Origin of the sequence: Chitinophaga sp. ARDCPP14 (genome assembly GCF_051362515.1) — a bacterium.
GTDB lineage: Bacteria > Bacteroidota > Bacteroidia > Chitinophagales > Chitinophagaceae > Chitinophaga.
In genome coordinates this window covers 81881-105691 of record NZ_JBKIXB010000002.1, presented here as the reverse complement: position 1 = coordinate 105691, position 23811 = coordinate 81881, and the positions used below count along the sequence as shown (strand labels likewise).

Genomic DNA, 23811 nt, shown 5'->3' with positions numbered 1-23811 from the left:
TAATATAGTTCAGAAGGGCTGGTGGACATCTCCATCAGCCCTTTTTTTATTGCTAATTTTGAGGCTATGAGGAAAGCAGATTACCTTATCATAGGGCAGGGAATTGCGGGAACCATGTTAAGCTGGTTCCTCTTGCAGGCAGGGAAAAAAGTAATTGTTATTGATGATGCAAAGCCAAACAGCGCTTCCAGGGTAGCTGGCGGGATCATGAACCCGGTATCGGGCCGCAGGTTTGAACCGGCCTGGATGTATGATACCATTTATCCTTTCGCAAAAGCTACATACACTGCGCTGTCGGATCTGCTGCAAGTGCCGGTTTTCACGGAACGTCAGCTGTGGACGGTTTTCCCTTCGCTGCAAATGCGGGAAGCTTTCCTAAACAAGACTACCGGCAATGAATATACGGAGCTGCCAGCGGCACTGAAATATGAAGCGTTCCTGGATCAGCCCCATGGTGCAGCCATTGTACATGGCGCTACGGTGAACCTCCGTGCATTGTTGCCGGCTTACCGGCAGTATTTAAAGGCACAGGAGGCGCTGCTGGAAACTCACCTGGATGTGGCGGACCTGGAAATTACGGAAGATGGGGTTACCTATAAAGATATTGCCGCCGCTAAAGTTATCTTCTGCGATGGAGTAGGTACTACCAGGCTTCCTTTTTTTAAGGAGATAAAATTTTTACCCAATAAGGGAGAAGTATTACTGGTGAAGATACCTGGGCTGGAAACCGGGGACATCATAAAGAAAGGTATTACGCTGGTGCCGCAGGACAATGGATTGTTCTGGGCGGGGTCTTCTTTCGTATGGGATTACGAGGATGACCACCCAACGGCAAAGCAGCGGGAAGTGCTGGAAAAAAGCCTCGCACAGCTGCTGAAGGTCCCTTATGAAATAGTGGACCAGTTATCGTCGGTGCGGCCATCGGGAAACGACCGGCGACCAATAGCGGGTTTTCACCCTGCGTTACCGTCTGTGGGCTTATTTAACGGGCTAGGCACAAAGGGATGCTCGCTGGCGCCTTTTATGGCGGCGCATTTCAGGGATGTGCTTGTTGCTGATGCGCCACTGATGCCGGAAATAGACCTCGTACGATATTTTTAACATACACCGGGCATAAAATGCCCGATCCAAACCGTATCTTTGCCCCCCTTATGGGTATAAGTGAACAACTGGATAGTGGTCGCCAATTGATGATTACTTGTCCCGTAATTCAACCATAAAACTAACTAAATCAACTATTTACGCATGTATAGGACGCACACTTGCGGGGAATTACGAATGGAACAGGTGGGCCAGGAAGTAACTTTGGCCGGATGGATACAGACAGTAAGAAAGTTTGGCAGCATCAATTTTTTTGACCTGCGGGACCGTTATGGTATTACTCAACTGCTGTTCGGTGAAAGCCTGAACGCAAAACTGGATGCACAGCCACTTGGTCGTGAATTTGTGATCCAGGTAAAAGGTACCGTAACCGAGCGCTCCAGTAAAAATAAAAACATTCCCACTGGTGATATTGAAATCACCGTGAGCGATTTTACCATCCTCAATGCGGCTAAAACACCGCCCTTTACTTTGCAGGATGATACCGACGGAGGTGATGAGCTGCGGATGAAATACCGCTTCCTCGATCTGCGCCGTAACATCGTAAGACAAAACCTGGAACTGCGCTACCAGGTAGGACGTGCTGCACGTAACTACCTGCACACCGCTGGTTTTATGGATATAGAAACGCCTTTCCTGATCAAATCTACCCCGGAAGGCGCCCGCGATTTCGTAGTACCGAGCCGCATGAACGCCAATGAGTTCTATGCGCTGCCACAGTCGCCGCAAACCTTTAAGCAATTGCTGATGGTGAGTGGATACGATCGCTACTACCAGATCGTGAAATGCTTCAGGGATGAGGATCTGCGTGCAGATCGCCAGCCGGAGTTCACACAGATCGACTGTGAAATGAGCTTTGTGGACCAGGAAGATATCCTGGCTACCTTTGAGCATATGCTGAAGCATATCTTCAGGGAAATAAAAGGAATCGAATTCCCGGATGCTTTCCCAAGGATGACATTCGATGATGCCATGGAATATTATGGTAACGATAAACCGGATATCCGCTTTGAAATGAAGCTGGTAAACCTGAATGATACCGCAAAGAATAAAGGCTTTAAAGTATTTGACGACGCGGAACTGGTGGTAGCGATTGCAGCTAAAGGTTGTGCCGAGTACACCCGCAAACAGCTGGATGAACTGACCGACTGGGTAAAACGCCCACAGATAGGCATGAGCGGGCTCATCTATGTCCGTTATAACGCGGATGGTACATTGAAGAGTTCTGTGGATAAGTTTTTTGACGAAGAACAGCTGAAATTATGGGCGCAAAAATGTCAGGCGCAACCCGGAGACCTTATCCTGGTGCTGGCTGGCAAGGAAGAGCGTACCCGTAAAGCAGCCAGCGAACTCCGCCTGGAAATGGGTGAACGCCTCGGTTTACGCAACAAAAACGACTTTAAACCGTTGTGGGTAATAGACTTTCCGTTATTTGAATACGCCGAAGAGGAAAACCGCTGGGTGGCCCGTCACCATCCGTTTACATCACCAAAGCCGGAACATATCTCGCTGATGGATGATCCTTCACAATACGCTAAAATTAAGGCTAACGCCTACGATATAGTTTTAAATGGCACAGAAGTAGGTGGTGGCTCCATCCGTATTTTCCAGCGCGACCTGCAGCAGAAAATGTTTGCAGCTCTGGGAATGAGCCGGGAAGAGGCAGAACATAAATTTGGCTTCCTGTTAGGCGCCTTTGAATATGGCGCACCGCCGCATGGAGGCATCGCTTTCGGATTCGACCGCCTCTGTTCGCTGCTGGGTGGCAGTGAAAGTATCCGTGACTTTATCGCCTTCCCGAAGAATAATTCCGGACGCGATGTAATGCTGGATGCGCCTGCTGCGATAGACCAGGTACAGCTTAACGAATTGAAGATCAGCCTGGTAAAGCAATAAGCCACTGATTAAATGGCAGAAGCTGCTATTGCCGGCATGGTCTTTGCAAAAGAGAATGCTTTTTGTCGCTAAAATCCCCTTTGATATGGCCAACTGCCGCATCAAAGGGGATTGACACAAATATGAGGTACAATTTTTTTTAACAAGAGATTAACGGGTTAGATAAGAAAAAGAGAACGACGTATTATTTAAATTTTTAAAGTAATATTGCGGTGTGATCATCGTTGATATGTGAGGTAAGAAATGATGCTGAAAACAAAGAAGGAACTATCACCTGTATCAAAAAATACTACCATGAGAATTTCAACATTCTTTAAGAGGACAGTATGGTTATGTGCGGTGTTATTATTGCTAATGCTCAGCAATGTTGGGTTTGCACAACAATCCACAAACAGTTATTTAAAGAAATTTAAACCGGTTTCTGTAGAATTAATGCAGGAAACTGGTATCCCGGCAAGCGTTATTCTCGGAATAGCGATGCTGGAATCAGGCACCGGAACAAGTAGAAACGCAAAGTTGTTGCACAACCATTTTGGAATTGTAGGGAAAAATAGCATTTCCAAGGCAAAGCCAGGAGCACGGTCCGTGTACAAACAATATGTGTCAGACATGGCTTCCTATGAGCATTTTGTGGAAGTACTGGCACGCAAAAAGTGGTTCGGCGAAATGAAGGGAAACCCCGAATTTACACTGTGGCTCAAGAAAATGAACCATAGCGGTTATTCATCTGCCGGCCATGAATGGATCAGACGAGTGACAAATATTATTAACCGCTATAAATTGTATAAGCTGGACGCAGGTATGGATAGCGTGGCAACGGAATCAGAAAAATGGTTAACCGTAGGCATGCCGGCAGCAGGCGATCAGTGATGTGCAACAGATCATAAACTATGTCCGGCAAAAATAAGTCTGCCTATCCGTTCTATATTATTCTTGGAACTTTAGTTTGCGTAGTAGGGCTGTCACAGCTCAATTACACCTTTTCATACAAAGACTTTCAATTCCGGAAGCTGGATATGTTGTCAGATCTGAGAACAAATGCTACTTCCCCGGACCAACAAAAGCTTACTGCAGCCGGCAACGACAGCAGTAAGCTTTCTGGTTTAGACAGCACCGGCGCTAATCCGCATGTGCCTAATCCAGACCATACCCACGACTTTATGTCGTATACAGGTATCATGGAATACGCTTCCCCCGTACCTGGCGACTCCATTGTAGGAATGAAACAATTCCTCGCTGCCCTCAAAGAACTGAAAGCCGGTAAACGCCGCAAAGTAAGGATCGCCTATTTCGGAGACTCCATGATTGAAGGCGACCTGATTACCGGCGACCTGCGCGACAGCTTGCAACATTACTTCGGCGGCGGCGGCGTGGGGTTTGTTCCCGTAACCTCTGTGGTAGCATCTTTCAGAACTACCATTACACATACCTTTTCAACCGACTGGAAAGATTATCACTACAAGAATTCACCACCATCCAACGTTACCCTGGGTTTATCAGGGCATACCTTTTATCCGGGCGGAAACAGCTGGGTGAAGTATTCTCCTGTGAAAAAACCGTTGCTCGACAAATTCCGGGAGGTCTCCATACTGTACGGCCCTGCTGAAGCCGGCGCGGTTACTATTAACGACAAAGCCTACACGCTTTCTGGCGCAGCACCGGTGAACCGGCTTGACCTGCAACAGGATACCGGCGCTACTTCGGTAACGCTCCGCAACGCCGGAAGCGCTATGCCTTTTTATGGTGTTTGTTTTGAAAACGGGGATGGTGTTTATGTGGATAATTATTCGTTCAGAGGTATCAGCGGCGTGGAACTGGGCCGCTTGTCCGCCAGTATGGTCCGCCGCATGCAGCAGGAACGTCCTTACGACCTGGTAGTAATGCATTACGGCGCCAATGTATTGTTCCGACCGGAGCTCACTGACTACAGCTGGTATGAGCGACCGATGAAGAAAGTAATGGACTCACTTCGCCAGGACCTGCCGGCGACTTCATTCCTGATCATTGGTACTGCCGATAAATCTTACAGAAAAGCTGATAAATATATTACCGCACCCGGTGTGGAAGCATTGCTGAAAGTACAGCATAACCTGGCCGCCGGTCATGGTACAGCCTACTGGAACCTTTTTGCCGCTATGGGCGGAGAAGGCGCCATGGTAAAGTGGGTAGAGGGAGACACGGTGATGGCCAACAAGGACTATACACACTTTAACAGGACGGGAGCAGCCAAAGTGGGATCGCTGCTTTACAAAGCTATTATGAATGAATACAGTCAGGCACAACAACCTTAGCACAAAATGGGTGGCAGTGCTTTTACTGATACTCAGCGGGTTTAGAACTTATGCGCAACAATCAGCAGATGCCGGGGCTATCCAGCAGGACACTGCCTTGTACAATGTATTTTCCCTGCTCCATGAGGCAGATAGTAACGTAATATCCATTCTGCATCTGGGCGATTCCCACGTGCAGGCAGGTTTTTTTTCACTAACGGTGGCGTCCCTGTTGCAGAACCAGTTTGGTTATGCGGGCAGGGGATTTGTTTTTCCATATAACCTGGCCGGCACCAATGGCCCGGAAGATTTCAAGTGGAACAGCACTGCGAGATGGGCATCGGAACGGGTGGTAGACCGCAATAAATCTGATGTGCTGGGTCCTGGCGCTATTACCATCATTTCCCAGAACGATGCGCCCACATTGTCTTTCTCCGGCAAAACGGACGGATCTATGGACAATAACTTCCGTAAAGTAACCCTGCTGTATGATGCCGGAAATACCAACAACACATTGGTAGTACCGGATGCTACTGTAACGGTAACGCCTGCACCTTTTCCCGGCTCTTCCACTCTGAGCAAAGCCACCCTCGATTTTTTACAAACGTCGCAATCTTTCCAGGCAAGGTGGGAAGGCACAGGGAGCGGTCCTTTCCGGTTTTATGGCGCCATTATGGAAAACAGCCGCAACGGAGTGCTGTATCACAGCGTTGGCATCAACGGTGCGATGTTTCAACATTACAACGAAATCAGCAACATCCTGCTGGCACAAATGGCCGTGCTGAAACCAAAACTGGTCATCATTTCCCTGGGTACCAATGAAGCCTATGGCGGCAGAATGGACCCGCTGGCCTTCAGGGATGAAATAGATAAAACGGTAACACTCATCCGCGAACAAGATCCTTCCGTAAATATCCTGCTGACCACACCACCGGATTGTATGCGCGCAGTGCGGAAAGCCACCCGGAAGAAAATAGGCAAAAAGAAATACAGAACAATATATCATACCGCGTATTATCCCAACCCATATATCTCTATGGTGACGCAGCAAATCATGGGCTATGCCCGTCAACATGGTATTGCCTGCTGGAATTTTAATGCGGTGAATAAAGCACAGAAAGGTAGATTTGCAGGAACATGGGCGCCCGACCATATTCATTTTAATGCACGGGGATATCAGTTACAGGGACAACTATTGTATGAAGCCCTGCAACGTTCTTATACACATTATCTACAGCAAACAAAGAAAAATCCAGTAACCTCCGATGATCGACATTAATAAACTGTTATACGAACTGTCGTACCATGAGTCAGACCCGGTCCTTTTTAATAGTGGGTTCTTCTTTTATTATTTTGCGCTATTCCTGATGTGTTACCTGCTGGTAAGCAGGAGTAAAACCGCAAGGGTATGGGTGTATACAGTATTCTCGCTTTACTTCTTTTATAAAGCCTGCGGCTATTATGTAGGACTGGTCATACTTTCAGCGATTGTGGATTTTAATTTGTCGAGATGGATCCATGAAAGCCCCGACAAAAAAGTGAAGAAATCGTTGCTCATACTGAGCATCTTTTTGAATATAGGGTTGCTGTTTTATTTCAAATACACCAACTTCTTTATAGGGATGATCAACGACGTTACAGCGGGGCATATTTCCACGCTGAAGCTGATCCTGCCCATTGGTATCTCCTTTTATACTTTCGAAAACCTGAGCTATACCATAGATGTTTACCGGGATGAAATTAAGCCGGTGGATAATTTCATGGATTATCTTTTCTTCCTGTCTTTCTTCCCGAAACTGATGATGGGGCCTATTGTGCGTGCGGCAGATTTTATCCCGCAGATCTCTATGCCTTACCGTCTCAGTTCTGAAGACATTGGCAAGGGGATGTACCTGATCATGGGGGGATTGTTCAAAAAGATTGTGATCTCAGATTTCATTTACCAGAACTTCGTACAATACATATTTGATGATCCCAGCAAGCATACGGGTTTGGAATGTTTGATAGGTGTGTATGGTTATGCGCTGGTGATTTATTGCGACTTCTCCGGTTATTCCGATATGGCGCTGGGTATTGCCCGGTGGACCGGCTTTAAGATTCCGCCTAACTTCGATTCTCCTTACCAGAGTTCTTCCATTACAGAGTTCTGGCGCCGCTGGCATATCTCGCTGTCCAGCTGGTTGAGAGACTACCTGTATATACCACTGGGTGGTAACCGCAAAGGCAGGGTGCGCCAGTATGTTAACTTGGCATTGACGATGCTGATTGGTGGCTTCTGGCATGGCGCCAGCTGGAACTTCATTTTCTGGGGGGCGATGCACGGCGGTGCGCTGGCACTGGATAAAGTGCGTATCGACTATCTGAAGAAAAGTAAAACAGTGATCACCGGATGGAAAGCCAGTTTCCTGAAGGTTATGGGAGTGCTCATCACGTTCCACTTTGTGTGTTTCTGCTGGGTGTTCTTTAAGGCATCTACCTTCCACGATGCATGGTCGCTGATCCACCAGGTGGTATACGACTTCCAGCCTGAAATTGCCCTGGAGTTATACAATGGTTATACCGCTGTATTCTGGGTAATGGTACTGGGTTTCATCCTGCACTTCCTGCCTTCAAAAGTGGAGTTTTCTGTAGAGAAAATACTGGGACGCATCCCTGTAGCCGGGAGCGTAGCTATCATGGTAGCTTTCATCTGGTTGCTGGTGCAGGTGAAAAGCACGCAACCTATGATCCCGATTTACTTCCAGTTTTAATATGATTTATCTTTTTTGCCAGGGGATGTAGATTTCAGATTCGTTTTCGCCGGTGAGTGAAATAAAGAAATGGTTACCGCTCATTTTGAAATATCCTGCCCGGCAGCTGTTGTTAATGAACTCGTACATGGGCAACCCTGCGGCTGCAAAGCTCATGGGCACCGGTAGCTTTTTGTAGTTGCCTGCCGGAACACGTTTCGTAAAAAGACTGAAGGGCTCCTGGAATGAACTCCGTACCTGGTTATGCGCTTTATCGTATTCATTTTGCAGGGGAATCATAATACCTACATACATCAACATCCTTGAATAGTCGGTAACAGGTACGATATCCAGTGTGCCGGTGATGATCATGGCGCCGGGCAGTTCCAGGGAAGTTTTAATGGCATACAGCTGCTTCTGGTAAATCCCCAGGTAGTCCACCATTGTTTTTACCGGGTCGCCCGTCCGTGGGAGGATATTATAATACAGCTGGTAATCCTGCAGTTTTATGTCCTCGGTCCGGTCCGGGGTGAAAATAACATGCTGCGGATCATCATGTGGAGTAGAAGCAATTTTTGTGCGTGCCAGGGTATTCTTTTCATTTATCAGGTAAAGCCTGTTGCGGAAGCTGATGGGCGCTTCGTCAAAGAATTCCCGGAAAGCTTTGGTAAAGCTGGATTGCGTGTATCCGCACAATTCACTGATCATTCCTACACTGTAATCGCTGTGACGCAGGTACCCTGCGCCCGCTTCCAATCTTCTTAGCTTAGTAAAATGGATATAAGACATCCCATACATTTCTACAAACTTGTGCGAGAAGTTGCCAACAGATTCGCTGATCAGCGCAGCTACTTCTTTCAATCCGCGATCCCCCTGCGGATCGTCATGGGAAAGGGCAATCGCCTGTTGTATTTTCTTTTCCCAATGGTTAAAAGTTGATGTTTTCATGGACGCATATTTTTGGAGTAAACTAATTTACACGAAAGTCTGCCGGCAGCAGGTGAGCCGGCCGGAACGGGAGCGGATTAACGAGCTATTAACGATTTAAGCCCTTCCGGTTTAAACAACTGGATTAAATAAAGGCTAATTCTATACTTTTGCGCAATAATTTCAGAACCTGATGCGCACTGCCAGAATTATTCCGATCGTTATTTTGATGTTATGTTTCACGGGAACTGCCCGTGCGCAATTCCTGATGGATATGATAGACACTACCACTGAAATGGGAAAGGGGATGATATCCATGTACATGAAGTACGATGCATTGCGTTTTAGCGGCTATATCCAGCCCGAATTCCAGATGGCGCAGTCGAGGGGTGCCCAGGGGTATGCGGCAGGAAATTTCCCCACCGCAGTGGATAATCGCTTTACCCTGCGGCGGGGGCGTATCCGGGTGGATTATGAGCGCTACAACAAACAGGATATGCCGATAGTGCAGTTTGCTTTCCAGTTTGATGGAACAGAGCGGGGAGTGAACATCCGTGATTTCTATGGTCGTTTTTTTGAGACGAAATTCAATTTATTCTCGCTGGTGGGAGGGATGTTTGCCCGTCCTTTTGGTTATGAGGTGAACCTGTCATCGGCGGATCGTGAAACCCCTGAGCGTGGGCGGATGTCACAGATCCTGATGAGAACGGAGCGCGATCTTGGCGCCATGATATCTTTTGAACCCCGCCGCAAGGATCATCCGCTGCGCTTCCTGAAAATAGATGCGGGTGCTTTCAACGGGCAGGGGCTTACAGCTACCACTGATTTCGACAGTCATAAAGACTTTATAGGCCGCATATCTATTAAGCCACGGAAAATAAAGGGCACCCAAAGCCAGTTATCGGGCGGTGCATCTGTACTGTACGGCGGCATGCAGCAGTTTACAAAACAGATCCATACCATGGGTACCGCCAATGGGCAGCCCGTCTTTACAGTGGATTCGTCCGTATCCAATATCGGGAAAATTGCGCCCCGGCATTACTACGGCGCGGATGTGCAATGGAAAATTTCCAACGGGGAAGGGAAGGGATTCACCCAGTTCCGGGCGGAGTATCTCCGCGGACGGCAAACAGCTACTGCACTTACCACGGAAACGCCGGGCGTTATACCGGTTGGACCGGAAGGAAGACTGCTGCCCCTTTATATCCGCAATTTCGACGGGGCCTATCTCTATTATATTCAAAACCTCGGCAACGCAAAACACCAGGCCGTATTGAAGTATGACTGGTACGATCCCAATACAAAAGTAAAAGGTAAAGATATCGGCGCTCCGGGCGCAGGACTTACCCCCGCGGATATACGCTACAATACCGTAGGCATCGGCTACCTGTATTATGCAAACGAACACCTGAAGTTCATGGTGTATTACGATTGGGTGACCAACGAAAGCACTGAACTGGAAGGGTACAAGGACGACCTAAAGGATAATGTGCTTACCTGCAGGATGCAATACCGTTTCTGATTATTTTATTCTCTTCCGGATTCCATGGTAAATCCAAACGTACTGCCTATTTCAGGTTTGCTGCGTACGGTAATGGACTGGTCGTGGGCTTCCACAATGTGTTTTACGATGGCAAGTCCAAGCCCGGTGCCGCCAATATCGCGGCTGCGCGCCCTGTCGGTACGGTAAAACCGCTCAAATACACGCGGCAGGTGTTCTTCCGCCATCCCGATGCCATCATCGGAAATTTCTATTAGCACCCTTTTTCCATCCATGCTGTAAACGCTGGCAATGGTATGTCCGTCGGGTTTGCCATATTTTATGGAGTTATCTACCAGGTTAATGAGTACCTGGCGGATCTTTTCTTTATCGGCGTATACCGGCTGCGGCGCTTCACAGCCCTTTTTGATACTGAACTTAATGCCTTTGGTATTGGCTTTCAGCGACAGGGTATCAAATACATCTTTGATCAGGTCCTGGATCACGAATACTTCTGCGTTCACGGTCATTTCGCCGCTTTCCAGCTTGGATATTTCGTCCAGGTCGTCGATCAGCCGGCAAAGGCGGTCGATGTTCTTGGTGGCGTTTTTCAGGAACAGCTTATTTACATTGGGATCTTCCAATGCGCCATCGAGGAGGGTGTGAATATAGCCCTGAACGGCAAAAATAGGCGTTTTGAGCTCATGGGAAAGGTTCAGCAGGAACTCCTTACGGAACTCTTCATTCCGGCGCAGGTTGTCCAGTTCTTCTTTTTTCTGGCTGGCCCATTTTTCCACATCTTCACTTACTTCTTCAATGGTTTTCAGGGGAAGAATATTCTTTTGGAAAAACTCCTCTCTCTTGGACGCTTTTGTTTGGTAAATGAATTTATAGATCAGCTTTATCTTCCTGTAAATAAAATTCTGCAGGGTATAAAGATAGAGGTAATAGGATACCAGGAAAGTCAGCACAAAGGCTCCCACTACTACTTTCCAATTGCCATCTATCACCAGGCTGCCCAATGCGATGACGGCTGATATCACAAGGGCTGTAAATCCCGCTAACTTCTGGGGGGACAGGTTTTTTGCTTTAAACATACTCCAAAGTGAGTAATTAAGGTAATAATGGGAAATTACTTTAAATTTTTTACTTGACAACAGTAATGGCTTTTGACCGCCAGCATTCAGCTGCCGGAGAACAATGTTTTGGTGGGATCCGGACGGGCTGCCGGCACTGAAAGGCCAACAGCCAAAGGCTAACAGGGCGGATGACTACATCTCAAATTTATAGCCAACGCCTTTTACGGTAGTGATCAGGTCGATGCCTATTTTCTGGCGTATTTTGCGGATATGTACATCGATGGTACGGTCGCCCACAATCACTTCGGTACCCCATACCTGGTTAAGGATTTCGTTGCGCAGGAATACACGGCCGGGTTTAGATGCCAGCAACTGCAGCAATTCAAATTCTTTCTTTGCCAGGATGATTTCCTGTCCTTTGTAAGTAACCGTAAATTTTTCCCGGTCGATGATCAGGTCGCCCAGTGTTACGCGGGTTTCCTCGGGTTTGTGCAAACGGCGGAAAAGCGCATTGATGCGGCTTACCAGCAATTTGGGTTTAATGGGCTTGGCGATGTAATCGTCGGCTCCCATGTTCAGCCCGTCTACTTCGGATTTCTCATCGTTGAGCGCAGTTAAAAACAATACCATTGTATCTTTGAACTCAGGGATTTTCCTGATTTCGCGGCAGGTATCAATCCCGTTCTTGTTCGGCATCATGATATCCAGCATAATCAGATCCGGTCTGAATATTTTTGCTTTCTGGATAGCCTCGCTGCCGTCTTTCGCCGTTACGGTATCGTAACCCGCTGTTTTGAGATTGTAACTGATGATTTCCAGAATATCCAATTCGTCATCTACTACCAGAATTTTTCCTGCAACCGCTTGGTCTATCATAAATTTTGCTTTTAAAAAGACGGGACAAAATTATAAAGCCATCTCCGTGATTAATGGAAAATTAACATTATGAAATTGTTAATTCAATATCAGACTGGTTTTCCGCGCTCCACGGCAAGGTACGTCAAATAACAATGCTGTATTAATATGTCAATTATCCGCCATCCATAGGAAGGTGATTATGATCATGCTGAACAACGGCCTTCTTTTTCGTGTTTATTTTCAATCAGATGCTGGTCATGGATAACAGTTTTAGTTATAGATAGAATAATTAAGATATATTTCCCGCTAAAAAACAAAAGATAGCAACGAAGTGCTGGCAAACTCTGTATTTGGTTGTAAATTTGCTATCTGGTCCTTGCGAAAAGATCCATTTAGTATGAGAAGATTTTTATTAATAGTGACGCTGACGGTCCTGGCAGTCAGCCAAATACAGGCACAAAGCAGCCACCATCCGATTCCAATCAGCAGACAGGGATTTCATGATAACATCGATAAAGAACAGGCCGCTGCCGCCAAGTTCGATGGTAAAGCAGACGATCTCGTAAAAGTATCTGATGATCAAACCACCAACTTGCAGGTAACCAACGCCCTGATCAAGGAAGTGGACGATATGCAGCAGGAGATAGAGGATAACGATTCACTGGATCACCGGCTGAAAGTAAAATACCTTTCTGCTATCTACGTAACGCTGAAAGATTATAATCAGAAACGGTCGCGCCGTAACATCGATCCGGAAGAAGCGCCTGCTATGATAGCGGCTTTCCGCAATATGATGCGTGCAGATATCAAAGGTCAGAGCATTTTGCCCTACATCAGCAATCTTTCCTTCGAGGCATCCGAAAAGATCATCGAATCCTTCCAGGATAATCCCGGCTACAAAGAAGCCAGGGGACAGGTATTCACTAAATATGCCTTCAATAACCTGGAAACTGTAATGCCTAAGCTGGGAGACTATCTCAACTATCCGGGCACCGATTCCATTGTAGCCGCCGTAGCCCGTAAATACCCCAACCAGGTACTTACCTACGCCACCTCCTATACGCCAATGGCTAATGCCGTCAAGCGTAACCAGGATCCTATTGTACAGCAGATCGTACGCATTGGGCAGTCGTCCCAAAGCACCAAGATATTACCCTTCATAGATGAGCTCCTGGCAGGCACCACTACCGTTGAGAAGCTGGAGGCCGTTGTGGATAACGACTACCAGTATTTCAAGCAAATGGTGAAGTCCAATATCGCCCTGCAGAAGCTGAAAGCTGATGGACAAAACCCATTCGGCCTGAAAGCCATGATGGAAAACATGCAGGCAAAATCATTACTGTATATCCGTACGGTAAACGACCTGCATGAAGAACCCGCCCCAGTGAGGTTTGCCATCGTTAAAAATTTCACACCGGAAGAACTCTACTACCTGATCATCAACGGCCAGGAAGAACTGTATACCTCCAGCTACACCAATCACAGCAACGCCGGTTTATATGACCAGATGATGCTTCGCATGAAACCTCCGCGCGGCGACAGCTTACTGATGGTAGTGAATTTCGACCGCTTCAAAAAGTTTATTGCCATGGCGGCCGGTTTCAATACCCTGGATCATTTCCTGAAATCCATGGCGCCGGAAAATTCCAATTATCTCATGCAGAAATATGTGCAGAACCTGGAAAAAACCGAAGACCTGGAAGATGCGGTAGACGTGGCCAACTCCTTTGGTAGTATCCGCGATGAGAAACTGCTGGAATTCCTCCGTGTAGAAGTAAAGAAGAACCTGAACTATGTAAAAAAACACAGTGATAAACGCGGTACAGTGATTTATCAACTGCTCAGCAGCCTGTTTGAAACGGAGTCAAAATCAGAAAACGATTCTTCCAAAGCCACCGATATGGCTGCCAAGCTCCAGCTGCCGCCTATCAACTACGTTACCTATAACACATTGGAAAGCGACAGTGGCAGGGTATATCAGCAGGTGTTTTTTTATGGAGATAAGGACGGGCAGGAATCTTTCGCCAGCTTCATGACTAATTTCCCTTCGTCCGACTGGAAAGTGAGCAAAAATAAATACTGGGCCACCATTACTTCGCTAAAAGGGAAAGCCACTACTATTTATGCGAACCTGCCCACCGATGAACCTGCGGATAAAGAAGCAATATCCAAACTGTCGGAATACCTGGATGAAAACGATATTCACCCTACCATTTTCATTCACCGTGGCCACAGTTATCATATCAATACCACCCTGGAAAACCTCCAGAGCTCCGCTAAGATAGTCGTGCTCGGTTCCTGCGGCGGTTATCATAACCTGGCTACTGTACTGGAAAAGTCACCCGAAGCGCATATCATTTCTTCCAAACAGGTAGGTACCCGGTTTGTAAATGAACCGATCATCCACAGCCTGGAAGATCAGGTACGTTCCGGTAAAAATGTGGATTGGGTGATCATGTGGGCCCAGCTGACAAAGAAATTTGCAGGAGATGCCCGCAACAAGGACCTTTTCAGCGATTATGTACCACCTCATAAAAACCTTGGAGCTATATTCATTAAGGCTTACAAGCAAATTATGAAGGACGAAAAGAAGTAAGTTATTTATCAGCATATTTCCGGAAGGCGCAGGACCCCTGCGCCTTTCTTTTTTTGTATTCCGGTGTTGCCTGCAAACCTCCGGCGTAATTATTTTTTATCGTAGGTTTGTTGAGTAGTTTAAACCTGGCACATTGGAAAATCTTGCGGTAAAGAAAGTATTTGATTTCAGTTTATTACGGCGCATATTCTCATTCGCGGCTCCTTACAAACGATCCTTTTACATCTCCATGATATTAACGGTTGTACTGGCCGCTATTTCCCCGCTGCGCCCGTACCTGATCCAGGTAACGGTAGATAAGTATATAGCGGGGCAGCTGATGCAGATGCTGATCCTGGTGACCATTGTACAGATAGGGTTGTTATTGCTGGAAACAGTGGTCCGCTTCTATTTTTCCTACCTCACCAACTGGCTGGGGCAGTCAGTAGTAAAGGACCTGCGTGTAACTGTCTATAAAAAGATCGTACACCTGAACCTGGCATTTTTCGACAAAACCCCCATTGGTACGCTTACCACCAGGACCATCAATGATATTGAGGCGATCAATGATGTGTTTTCCGAAGGGATTATTTCTATAGTGGCGGATCTGCTGATGATCATCGCCATACTGGCGGTGATGTTTATGGAAGACTGGCGTCTGACGCTCATCAGCCTTTCACCTTTCCCTATACTGATCTTTGCTACTTATATTTTTAAGGAAAGTGTGAATAAGTCGTTTTACCGGGTCCGTAATGCGGTATCGGCGCTCAATGCCTTTGTGCAGGAGCACCTTACAGGAATGGTGGTGGTGCAGGCATTTACCGCGGAGAAAAGGGAGTTTGCCCGTTTCAAACATATTAACAAGGAACACCGTAAAGCGAATATTGACGCTATTTTTGCCTATTCCGTTTTCTTCCCGGTTGTGGAAATTATCCTGGCCATTTCATTGGGATTAATGGTCTGGTGGGGCGCTAATAAAGTGCTGAACTACGAGGTTACCCAGGGAGTGATGATCGCTTTTATCATGTACCTGAATATGTTGTTCCGCCCGCTGCGGATGCTGGCAGATAAGTTCAATACGCTGCAGATGGGTATGGTAGCCAGTGAACGGGTGTTTAAGGTAATTGATAACCAAGATTATATCCCGGACAGAGGTCACCAGAGCGCTGAGAAGATGAAAGGCGCCATTACTTTTGATAATGTAAGCTTTGCGTACATAGATGATCGTTATGTGCTGAAGAATATCAGCTTTCATGCAAACCCGGGCGATACAGTGGCCATTGTAGGTCATACCGGGTCCGGTAAAACCACCATTATCAGTATCCTGAACAGGTTGTATGAAATTCAGAAAGGAAGTATTAAGATCGATGATATTGATCTGCCGGCTTACTCCCTGGAGTCGTTACGCAGCAAAATAGGCGTGGTATTGCAGGATGTGTTCCTGTTTGCCGGGTCCATTTATGATAACATTACGTTGCATAACAGCAATATCAGCAGGGCGAAGGTAGAGGAGGCTTCCCGGCTGATCGGGATCCACGATTTCATTATGCAGCTGCCCGGCGGCTATGATTACCAGGTGATGGAGCGGGGAAGCACCCTTTCCCTGGGGCAGCGGCAGCTGATTTCGTTTGTACGGGCTTTGCTGTATGATCCGGCTATCCTGGTGCTGGATGAGGCTACATCTTCTGTGGATACCGAGTCGGAAATGATGATCCAGCAGGCGATCGACAAGCTGATAGCCGACCGTACCGCCATCATCATTGCCCACCGCCTTTCTACGATTAGCAAGGCCGATAAAATTATCGTGCTGGACAAAGGGGAAATTAAGGAGATGGGTACCCACGAAGAGTTACTGAAGCTGGAAGGGTTTTATTTCAAACTGCATAGTATGCAGTTTAATGTGAGTAAGGTATAAGAAGGGTAAAATGAATTAGAAAAATATTAATATGAAATACTTTAACGGGCTGTTGATTTCAACGGCCTTTTTTTGTGGAAAAAAACGGGCGTTTTTTAATTACAAGCATCTGGTTATCAGTATAATTACGATATATCTTACTTTTTTTCCGTAGTCGCTTAATTTTGAAGATAAAAACGAGTATCTTTGCGCAAAATTTCAGAAAACGGTGATTTCTTTCAATTGGTTCAAACATAGAATGGTAGCACTTGTGTTGGTTTTAGGCCTTCACAGTTTTAGTAATTTTTCCTTTGCACAGGAAGTTTCCCACCATGAAACGGCAGCAGCTGCACCTCATGAAGGAGAAGAAGGTAAGGGGGGAGAAGAAGGTGAGCCTAAAAAATTTGATGCTAAGGAAGTTATTCTGGGACACGTAAAGGATGCCCACGACTGGCACCTGTTCAGCATTGGAGATAACCATGTAACTGTTCCGTTACCAGTGATCATTTACAATCCTGCACGGGGCACGTCAGTATTTTCGTCTTCTAAATTTGAGCATGGTCATGCAGCGTACGATGGTTACCAGCTGGTAAACGCGCACTACCTGCACGAAAAAGGACTGGATCCGGCCAAATACATGGATGGCAAAGTGATCGCAGTAGACGCCAATGGCAATCCTACCGGTGAGCCAATCTATGATTTCTCCATGACGAAGAACATCACTTCCATGATCATTGCCGCCGTATTGCTGGTAATCCTGATGCTGAATGTAGCGAAGGCTTACAGGGTACGTGGTTCCAAGAAAGCCCCTAAAGGTTTCCAGAGCCTGATGGAACCGGTGATCATCTTTATGCGTGATGAAGTGGTAAAGCCTAATATTCCCGGTAAACATGCAGAAAGGTATACGCCTTTTATTCTGACTATATTCTTTTTTATCCTGATAAACAACCTGTTAGGTCTGTTGCCTGGTTCTGCCAACGTAACGGGTAACCTGGCAGTAACGGCAGCACTGGCCATCATCAGCTTTATTGCTACCATGTTCAGTACCAACAAACATTTCTGGGGTCACATTTTCAATCCTCCGGTTCCGTTTGGGGTTAAGTTTATCCTCGCGCCGGTAGAGTTGATCGGCGTATTTACCAAGCCAGTATCACTGATGATCAGGTTATTTGCCAATATCCTGGCAGGTCACATTATCATCCTGAGTATTATATCCCTGGTGTTCATCTTCGGATCTTTAAATAAGGTAGCTGGTTACGGCTTCCTGCCTATCACTGTTCTGTTCAACATTGTAATGATGATGCTGGAATTGCTGGTAGCATTTATCCAGGCGTTCATCTTTGCTAACCTGACAGCCGTATTTATTGGCCAGGCAATGGAAGGTGCGCATGACGAAGCTCATCACTAAGTATACAGGAATTAGCTTTTAGCCTTTGCCAAAAGTTAAATGCCAACCGCTTTATTAAATCGAAATTTTTTATAATTCAAATACATATTCATTATGGCACTTTTGTCTATTTTATTGCAGGCTGCTGCTGCATCTGGTCTGGCTAAAGCTGGTGGTGCTGTTGGTGCTGGTATCGCGGCTATCGCTGCTGGTATTGGTGTTGGTAACATCGGTAAAAGCGCGCTGGAGTCTATCGCTCGTCAACCGGAAGCTGCTAACGACATCCGTGCGAACATGATCCTGGCTGCTGCGCTGGTTGAGGGTGTTGCTCTCTTCGGTGTAATCGCTGGTCTGTTGGCGGTAGTTCTGTAAGCCAAACTTTTTACTGCATCCGGCGCACAGGGCAATGGATGCAGTAATCTTTTGTTACAGACAAACCGTCAAACTACCTGAAATCAGAAAATATCAACATCAAAAAATAATAAAATTCTAATTATATGGATCTGTTGCAACCCGCGTTAGGCTTGTTTCTTATTTCATTATTCATTTTCATCGTCGTTTTCCTGATTCTGAAAAAATTCGCCTGGACCCCCATCCTCGCTACCCTGAAGGAAAGGGAAGGTTCCATCACTGACTCTATCGCCACTGCAGAAAGAGTAAAGGAAGAAATGGCCCAGATGAAAGCTGAACATGAACATGTGCTGGCGGAAGCTAAAGCTGAAAGAAGCAAGATCCTGAAAGAAGCGAAAGACGCGAAGGATATGATCATCAGCGAAGCCAAAACACAAGCGCAGGCAGAAGCAAAGAAGATCATCAGTGAAGCTTACACCGCTATCGAAAACCAGAAAATGGCTGCGTTAACGGATGTAAAGAACCAGGTAGGTAACCTCGTGATTGAAGTGGCTGAAAAAGTGCTGAGAAGAGAACTGGCTGATAAAACAGCACAGGAAGGTTACGTGAAACAACTGGCAGGAGAAATCAAATTGAACTAAGATATTAGCCATTAGCTCTAAAGGCTAACAGCTAAAAGCTAAAAGCTTTTTTAATATGCAGAATCCCCGTTTAGCATCCCGGTATGCAAAATCATTGATAGGTCTGGCTCAGGAACTGAACCAGCTGGAAGTGGTGCATACAGACATGCTGTTCTTACAACAGGTGATGAAAAGCAACCCCGATGTGGTGAGTTTGCTTAAAAGCCCTATCATAAAGGCCGATAAAAAGCAGAAGATACTGGCTGCCATATTTGAAAGCCGCATCAGTGCTACTACCATTTCCTTTATCAACCTGTTGGTGACCAAAGGCCGTGAAAGCGCACTGGCTGAAATGACCACTGAGTTTGCACGCCAGTACATGGTACTGAAAAACATCAGCCCGGTGAAGATCACCACGGCTGTTGCTTTGGATAATGCTACCCTGGACGTGATCAAACAGAAAATTGCCAGCGAAACAACACAGCAGATCCAGCTGGAAACAGCCGTGAATGCTGACCTGATCGGAGGTTTTGTACTGGAAGCAAATGATCAGTTGTTCGATGCTTCTATCCTGCGTGATCTGAAAGATATTAAACAACAGTTTAACAAGAATATTTACGTATCTGACTTACGTTAATCTATACAGCAGCCGCTGCGTACACGCAAAGCTGTTGTCGTTATACTAATTTTCTCTAACGACTTTTTTTAAAATCATAATTATGGTTGATATTAAACCTGATGAAATTTCGGCGATTTTACGCCAGCAGTTAAGCAACTTCAATGCTTCTGCCGACCTGGAAGAGGTAGGTACTGTATTACAGGTGGGTGATGGTATTGCCCGCATTTACGGATTGGGCAATGTAGGTTATGGTGAACTGGTTGAATTCAGCAATGGCGTAAAAGCAATTGCACTGAACCTGGAAGAAGACAACGTGGGTGTGGTATTGATGGGTCAGTCAGCAGGTATTAAAGAAGGTGATAAAGTACGTCGTACCAAAAAGATCGCTTCCATTAACGTGGGAGAAGGTGTTGTTGGCCGCGTAATCAATACACTGGGTGAACCTATCGATGGTAAAGGCCCTATCAAAGGTGAATTGTATGAAATGCCGCTGGAGCGTAAAGCACCGGGTGTTCTGTACCGTGAACCAGTAAAAGAACCACTGCAAACAGGTGTAAAAGCAATTGATGCGATGATCCCTGTTGGTCGTGGTCAGCGTGAGCTGGTAATTGGTGACCGTCAGACAGGTAAAACAGCTATCTGTATTGATACGATCATCAACCAGAAAGAATTTTATGAAGCAGGTAAACCTGTTTATTGCATATACGTAGCAATTGGCCAGAAAGCATCTACTGTTGCCGGTGTAATGAAAACATTACAGGAAGCAGGCGCTATGGCTTACACTACCATCGTAGCTGCCAACGCTGCTGATCCTGCACCGCTGCAGTTCTACGCTCCATTTGCCGGCGCTGCTATCGGTGAATTCTTCCGTGACTCAGGTCGCCCTGCACTGATCGTTTATGATGATCTGTCCAAACAGGCAGTTGCTTACCGTGAGGTATCCCTGTTGCTGAAACGTCCTCCAGGCCGTGAAGCATATCCTGGTGACGTATTCTACCTGCATAGCCGCTTACTCGAGCGTGCTGCTAAAATCATCAGCAATGATGCCATCGCAAAACAGATGAACGACTTACCTGAATCTATCAGACACCTGGTAAAAGGTGGTGGTTCCCTGACCGCATTGCCTATCATCGAAACACAGGCAAGTGACGTATCTGCTTACATCCCTACCAACGTAATCTCCATCACCGATGGCCAGATCTTCCTGGAAGGTAACCTGTTCAACGCCGGTATCCGTCCTGCTATCAACGTAGGTATCTCTGTAAGCCGCGTGGGTGGTAATGCGCAGATCAAATCCATGAAAAAAGTATCTGGTACCCTGAAACTCGATCAGGCACAATACCGTGAAATGGAGGCTTTCTCCAAATTCGGTGGTGACCTGGATGCTGCTACCAAAGCAGTTATCGATAAAGGTGCCCGTAACGTGGAAATCCTGAAACAGGCACAGTTCAGTCCGTACGCCGTAGAAAAACAGGTAGCTATGATTTACCTGGGTACAAACGGTTTACTGCGTGATGTTCCTGTTAAACAGGTACGTGCTTTTGAAGAAGCTTTCCTGAATGAAATGCAGGTGCGCTTACCGGAAGTACTCGGAGAATTCAAGAAAGGTAACCTGCCGGAAGATGGCCTGAAGAAAATGGTTACACTGGCAAATGAACTGAAGCCAAGATTCGCATAAATAACAGCGTTCATCGCTAAAAATATAAGCACCTTTTACCGTCAGGTAAAGGGTGCTTTTTTGTGCATGTACTGTAATAAATTAATCAAAGGTCAATACCGGAGAAACCAGCGTTTATCCGTTTCTTTGGGATTATTTGGTTTATAAAATAAACTAGTTTACATTTGTTATGTAATTAATCCCTGAATATGTCGAATATCAACCGCTATCTGTGTCTCTTCATCTTTACACCCCTGTTCTCTTTGGCGCAGCATAAAATCAGCGGCAAAGTAACTGATACAAAGAAGCATCCTTTACCCGGTGTGAACATCGCAGTGAAAGGCTCCTACGATGGCGCCACCACCGCAGCAGATGGTTCTTTTTCCTTTACCACCACCGCCACCGGCGACCAGCTGTTATCGGCCACGCTCACCAATTACCAGGCACTGGAACTGAAAATAAATACCGCCGCAGGAGAACAACTGAACATTGTGCTGAAAAGTGCGGTGAATGCACTAAGAGTTGTAACCATTTCTGCCGGCAGCTTTGAAGCCAGCGATGATAAGAAAGGTACAGTGCTGAAGCCGCTGGATATCGTAACCACAGCTGGCGCCGGCGCCGATATTGCCAATGCCATTAAAACATTGCCGGGCGCCCAGCAAACCAACGACCGCGAGGGCCTGTTTGTACGCGGTGGTACCGGCTATGAAACACAAACCCTCATCGATGGCATGCTCGTAAGGAATCCTTTTTACAGCAGCCTCCCCGATATCCCGGGACGCGGCCGCTTTTCTCCCTTCCTGTTTAAAGGAACCACTTTCAGCAGTGGCGGCTATTCCGCGCAATATGGGCAGGGACTGTCCTCTGCACTGATCCTTGAATCCATCGATCTGCCGGAGCGTTCGTCTTCTTCTGTCGGGGTATCGGTAATAGGTGTGAGCGCGGGGCTGGACAATCTCTCAAAAGATAAAAAAACTTCCTACGGTATAGAAGCAGATTATACCAATCTGTCGCCCTACTTTAATATCGTTAAGCCTAAAAACGCACCGAACCTGGGACCGGAAATCATCGGCACCTCCGTAAATTTCCGGCATAAAACCTCCCGTACAGGCATGCTCAAATTTTACGGGTATGGCAACTGGACCAAAATGGGATTTAACTCCAACAGCCTGGAGTACCCGGGTTATACAGAGTCGTTTAAGCTGCATAACAATAACGTATATACGAATCTTACCTACCGGGAAAATATTGGTCACGACTGGCACTTATATATCGGCGCTTCCTTCAGCAGCAACACGGACAATATCAATGCAGATACCCTGTTAAAGAACCCGGCGCCCTCACTGATTAAAGTGCGATCGGACCTGAGCCAGACGCGGGTGATGTTTTACAAAAACCTCGGGCGCTTCTCTGTATTGCGGCTGGGAGGAGAGTATCAGTATGCGGAAGAAAGATCGGCCTTTAATGAAAATAAAGCTAATTTCTCAGACAACTACACCGCTGCTTTTGCAGAGGGAGATATTTATTTTACCCCCAGCTTCGTAGGGCGTGTGGGAGGTCGTGCGGAATACAGTTCTGTATTGGGGGAAATGAATTTTGCACCCCGTGTATCGCTGGCATATAAAATGAATAACTACAGCCAGTTTTCCGTAGCCTATGGCGATTATTACCAGAAGCCGGAGCCGCAGTATATCCGCTTCAACCGCAACCTGGGCTATATGAAGGCCACCCATTACATCCTCAGCTATCAGCGGGTGGCAACGGATTATACGTTCCGTACTGAGGTGTTTTATAAGAAGTATACCGACCTGGTGAAAACAACGCCGGCGTATAACAACAATGGCAGCGGGTATGCGCAGGGAGTGGAGCTTTTCTGGCGCGACCGGAAAACGTTTAAGAACGTGGATTACTGGGTGTCGTACTCTTACCTTGATACCAAACGCGACTACCTGAACTATCCGTTCCGGGTACAGCCCGACTTTGCGGCCAATCATACTGCCAGCATTGTATACAAGCATTTTCTGCCAAAGCTCAGCACCAACCTGGGGTTAACGTATTCGTTTGCCACAGGCCGTCCTTATTACAATCCCAATCAGTCCACTGACAAGTTCATGTCCGACAGGACAATGACCTACAACTCCGTAGGCGTGAGTGCCAGTTACCTCACCAGTATCCGGAAGGCATTCACCATTTTTGTGTTGTCGGTGAGCAACGTATTGGGCAATAAACAGGTGTTCGGATACCATTATTCTACCGATGGATTACGCAGGGATGAAGTAGTACCCAACGTACCGAGATTTATTTACCTCGGCATGTTTATGAATTTTGGTATCGACAGAAGACAGGATGTTATTAATAACCTCTAATC

The 23811-nt window shown here is 46.6% G+C and carries 18 protein-coding genes; 15 read left to right on the top strand and 3 right to left on the bottom strand.

All coding sequences use genetic code 11. The annotated features are described in order from the left end of the window. Window positions 1–66 precede the first annotated feature (66 nt). The 6 genes from ACLHR0_RS04995 (at window position 67) to ACLHR0_RS04970 (ending at window position 8017) form a co-directional block, all read left to right on the top strand. Entirely contained in the window at window positions 67–1101 is a 1035-nt protein-coding gene (locus ACLHR0_RS04995) for an NAD(P)/FAD-dependent oxidoreductase (protein WP_436485112.1), read from the top strand. Window positions 1102–1245: 144 nt separating this feature from the next. Continuing rightward, window positions 1246–2997 carry an aspartate--tRNA ligase gene (gene aspS / locus ACLHR0_RS04990; RefSeq protein ID WP_429042215.1) on the top strand — a complete coding sequence of 584 codons (1752 nt, stop codon included), beginning with the start codon at window positions 1246–1248 and terminating at the stop codon, window positions 2995–2997. 294 nt (window positions 2998–3291) lie between these two features. Next, entirely contained in the window at window positions 3292–3867 is a 576-nt protein-coding gene (locus ACLHR0_RS04985; RefSeq protein WP_429042212.1) for a glucosaminidase domain-containing protein, read from the top strand. A 20-nt stretch (window positions 3868–3887) separates the two neighbouring features. Then, window positions 3888–5288 (top strand): hypothetical protein, encoded by a 1401-nt coding sequence (locus ACLHR0_RS04980; protein WP_429042209.1) that lies wholly within the window; start codon window positions 3888–3890, stop codon window positions 5286–5288. Further along, a complete protein-coding gene (locus ACLHR0_RS04975; protein WP_436485109.1) occupies window positions 5260–6546 on the top strand; it encodes a GDSL-type esterase/lipase family protein in 1287 nt (428 codons plus the stop codon). Before ACLHR0_RS04980 ends, ACLHR0_RS04975 begins: the two co-directional genes overlap by 29 nt. Next, entirely contained in the window at window positions 6533–8017 is a 1485-nt protein-coding gene (locus ACLHR0_RS04970; protein ID WP_429042200.1) for an MBOAT family O-acyltransferase, read from the top strand. Before ACLHR0_RS04975 ends, ACLHR0_RS04970 begins: the two co-directional genes overlap by 14 nt. A 6-nt stretch (window positions 8018–8023) precedes the next feature. On the opposite strand, the gene ACLHR0_RS04965 is transcribed toward ACLHR0_RS04970, so the two are convergent. After that, a complete protein-coding gene (locus ACLHR0_RS04965) occupies window positions 8024–8944 on the bottom strand; it encodes a helix-turn-helix transcriptional regulator (protein ID WP_436485107.1) in 921 nt (306 codons plus the stop codon). A gap of 172 nt (window positions 8945–9116) precedes the next feature. On the opposite strand from ACLHR0_RS04965, the gene ACLHR0_RS04960 reads away from it, so the two are divergent. Beyond that, window positions 9117–10445, top strand: coding sequence for a porin (locus tag ACLHR0_RS04960; protein ID WP_436485105.1), 1329 nt, complete (start codon window positions 9117–9119; stop codon window positions 10443–10445). 5 nt (window positions 10446–10450) lie between these two features. Here ACLHR0_RS04960 and ACLHR0_RS04955 read toward each other — a convergent pair whose 3' ends face one another. Together ACLHR0_RS04955 and ACLHR0_RS04950 are read right to left on the bottom strand one after the other, a co-directional pair. Then, window positions 10451–11500, bottom strand: a complete 1050-nt coding sequence (locus ACLHR0_RS04955) for a sensor histidine kinase (RefSeq protein WP_168771500.1) — start codon at window positions 11498–11500, stop codon at window positions 10451–10453. A gap of 174 nt (window positions 11501–11674) precedes the next feature. Then, a complete protein-coding gene (locus tag ACLHR0_RS04950; RefSeq protein WP_079471020.1) occupies window positions 11675–12358 on the bottom strand; it encodes a response regulator transcription factor in 684 nt (227 codons plus the stop codon). A gap of 379 nt (window positions 12359–12737) precedes the next feature. Here ACLHR0_RS04950 and ACLHR0_RS04945 point away from each other — a divergent pair, with 379 nt between their 5' ends. The 8 genes from ACLHR0_RS04945 to ACLHR0_RS04910 all read left to right on the top strand — a co-directional run bounded on the left by ACLHR0_RS04945 (window position 12738) and on the right by ACLHR0_RS04910 (window position 23809). Continuing rightward, entirely contained in the window at window positions 12738–14936 is a 2199-nt protein-coding gene (locus ACLHR0_RS04945; RefSeq protein WP_429042189.1) for a hypothetical protein, read from the top strand. A 133-nt stretch (window positions 14937–15069) separates the two neighbouring features. After that, complete coding sequence (locus tag ACLHR0_RS04940) at window positions 15070–16830, top strand: ABC transporter ATP-binding protein (RefSeq protein ID WP_429042186.1); 1761 nt, start codon at window positions 15070–15072, stop codon at window positions 16828–16830. 238 nt (window positions 16831–17068) lie between these two features. Beyond that, a complete protein-coding gene (gene atpB / locus ACLHR0_RS04935; RefSeq protein WP_429042183.1) occupies window positions 17069–18217 on the top strand; it encodes a F0F1 ATP synthase subunit A in 1149 nt (382 codons plus the stop codon). A 93-nt stretch (window positions 18218–18310) separates the two neighbouring features. Beyond that, window positions 18311–18568, top strand: coding sequence for an ATP synthase F0 subunit C (gene atpE / locus ACLHR0_RS04930; protein WP_079471016.1), 258 nt, complete (start codon window positions 18311–18313; stop codon window positions 18566–18568). Window positions 18569–18693: 125 nt separating this feature from the next. Then, the gene (gene atpF, locus ACLHR0_RS04925; RefSeq protein ID WP_370908417.1) at window positions 18694–19188 is read left to right on the top strand and encodes a F0F1 ATP synthase subunit B; all 495 of its coding nucleotides are present in this window, start codon (window positions 18694–18696) and stop codon (window positions 19186–19188) included. A gap of 55 nt (window positions 19189–19243) precedes the next feature. After that, the gene (gene atpH / locus ACLHR0_RS04920; RefSeq protein WP_370908416.1) at window positions 19244–19804 is read left to right on the top strand and encodes an ATP synthase F1 subunit delta; all 561 of its coding nucleotides are present in this window, start codon (window positions 19244–19246) and stop codon (window positions 19802–19804) included. 82 nt (window positions 19805–19886) lie between these two features. Beyond that, on the top strand, window positions 19887–21464 hold the full coding sequence (gene atpA, locus ACLHR0_RS04915; protein WP_370908415.1) for a F0F1 ATP synthase subunit alpha: 1578 nt from the start codon (window positions 19887–19889) through the stop codon (window positions 21462–21464). A gap of 188 nt (window positions 21465–21652) precedes the next feature. Then, on the top strand, window positions 21653–23809 hold the full coding sequence (locus ACLHR0_RS04910; protein WP_436485100.1) for a TonB-dependent receptor: 2157 nt from the start codon (window positions 21653–21655) through the stop codon (window positions 23807–23809). Window positions 23810–23811: the final 2 nt, after the last annotated feature.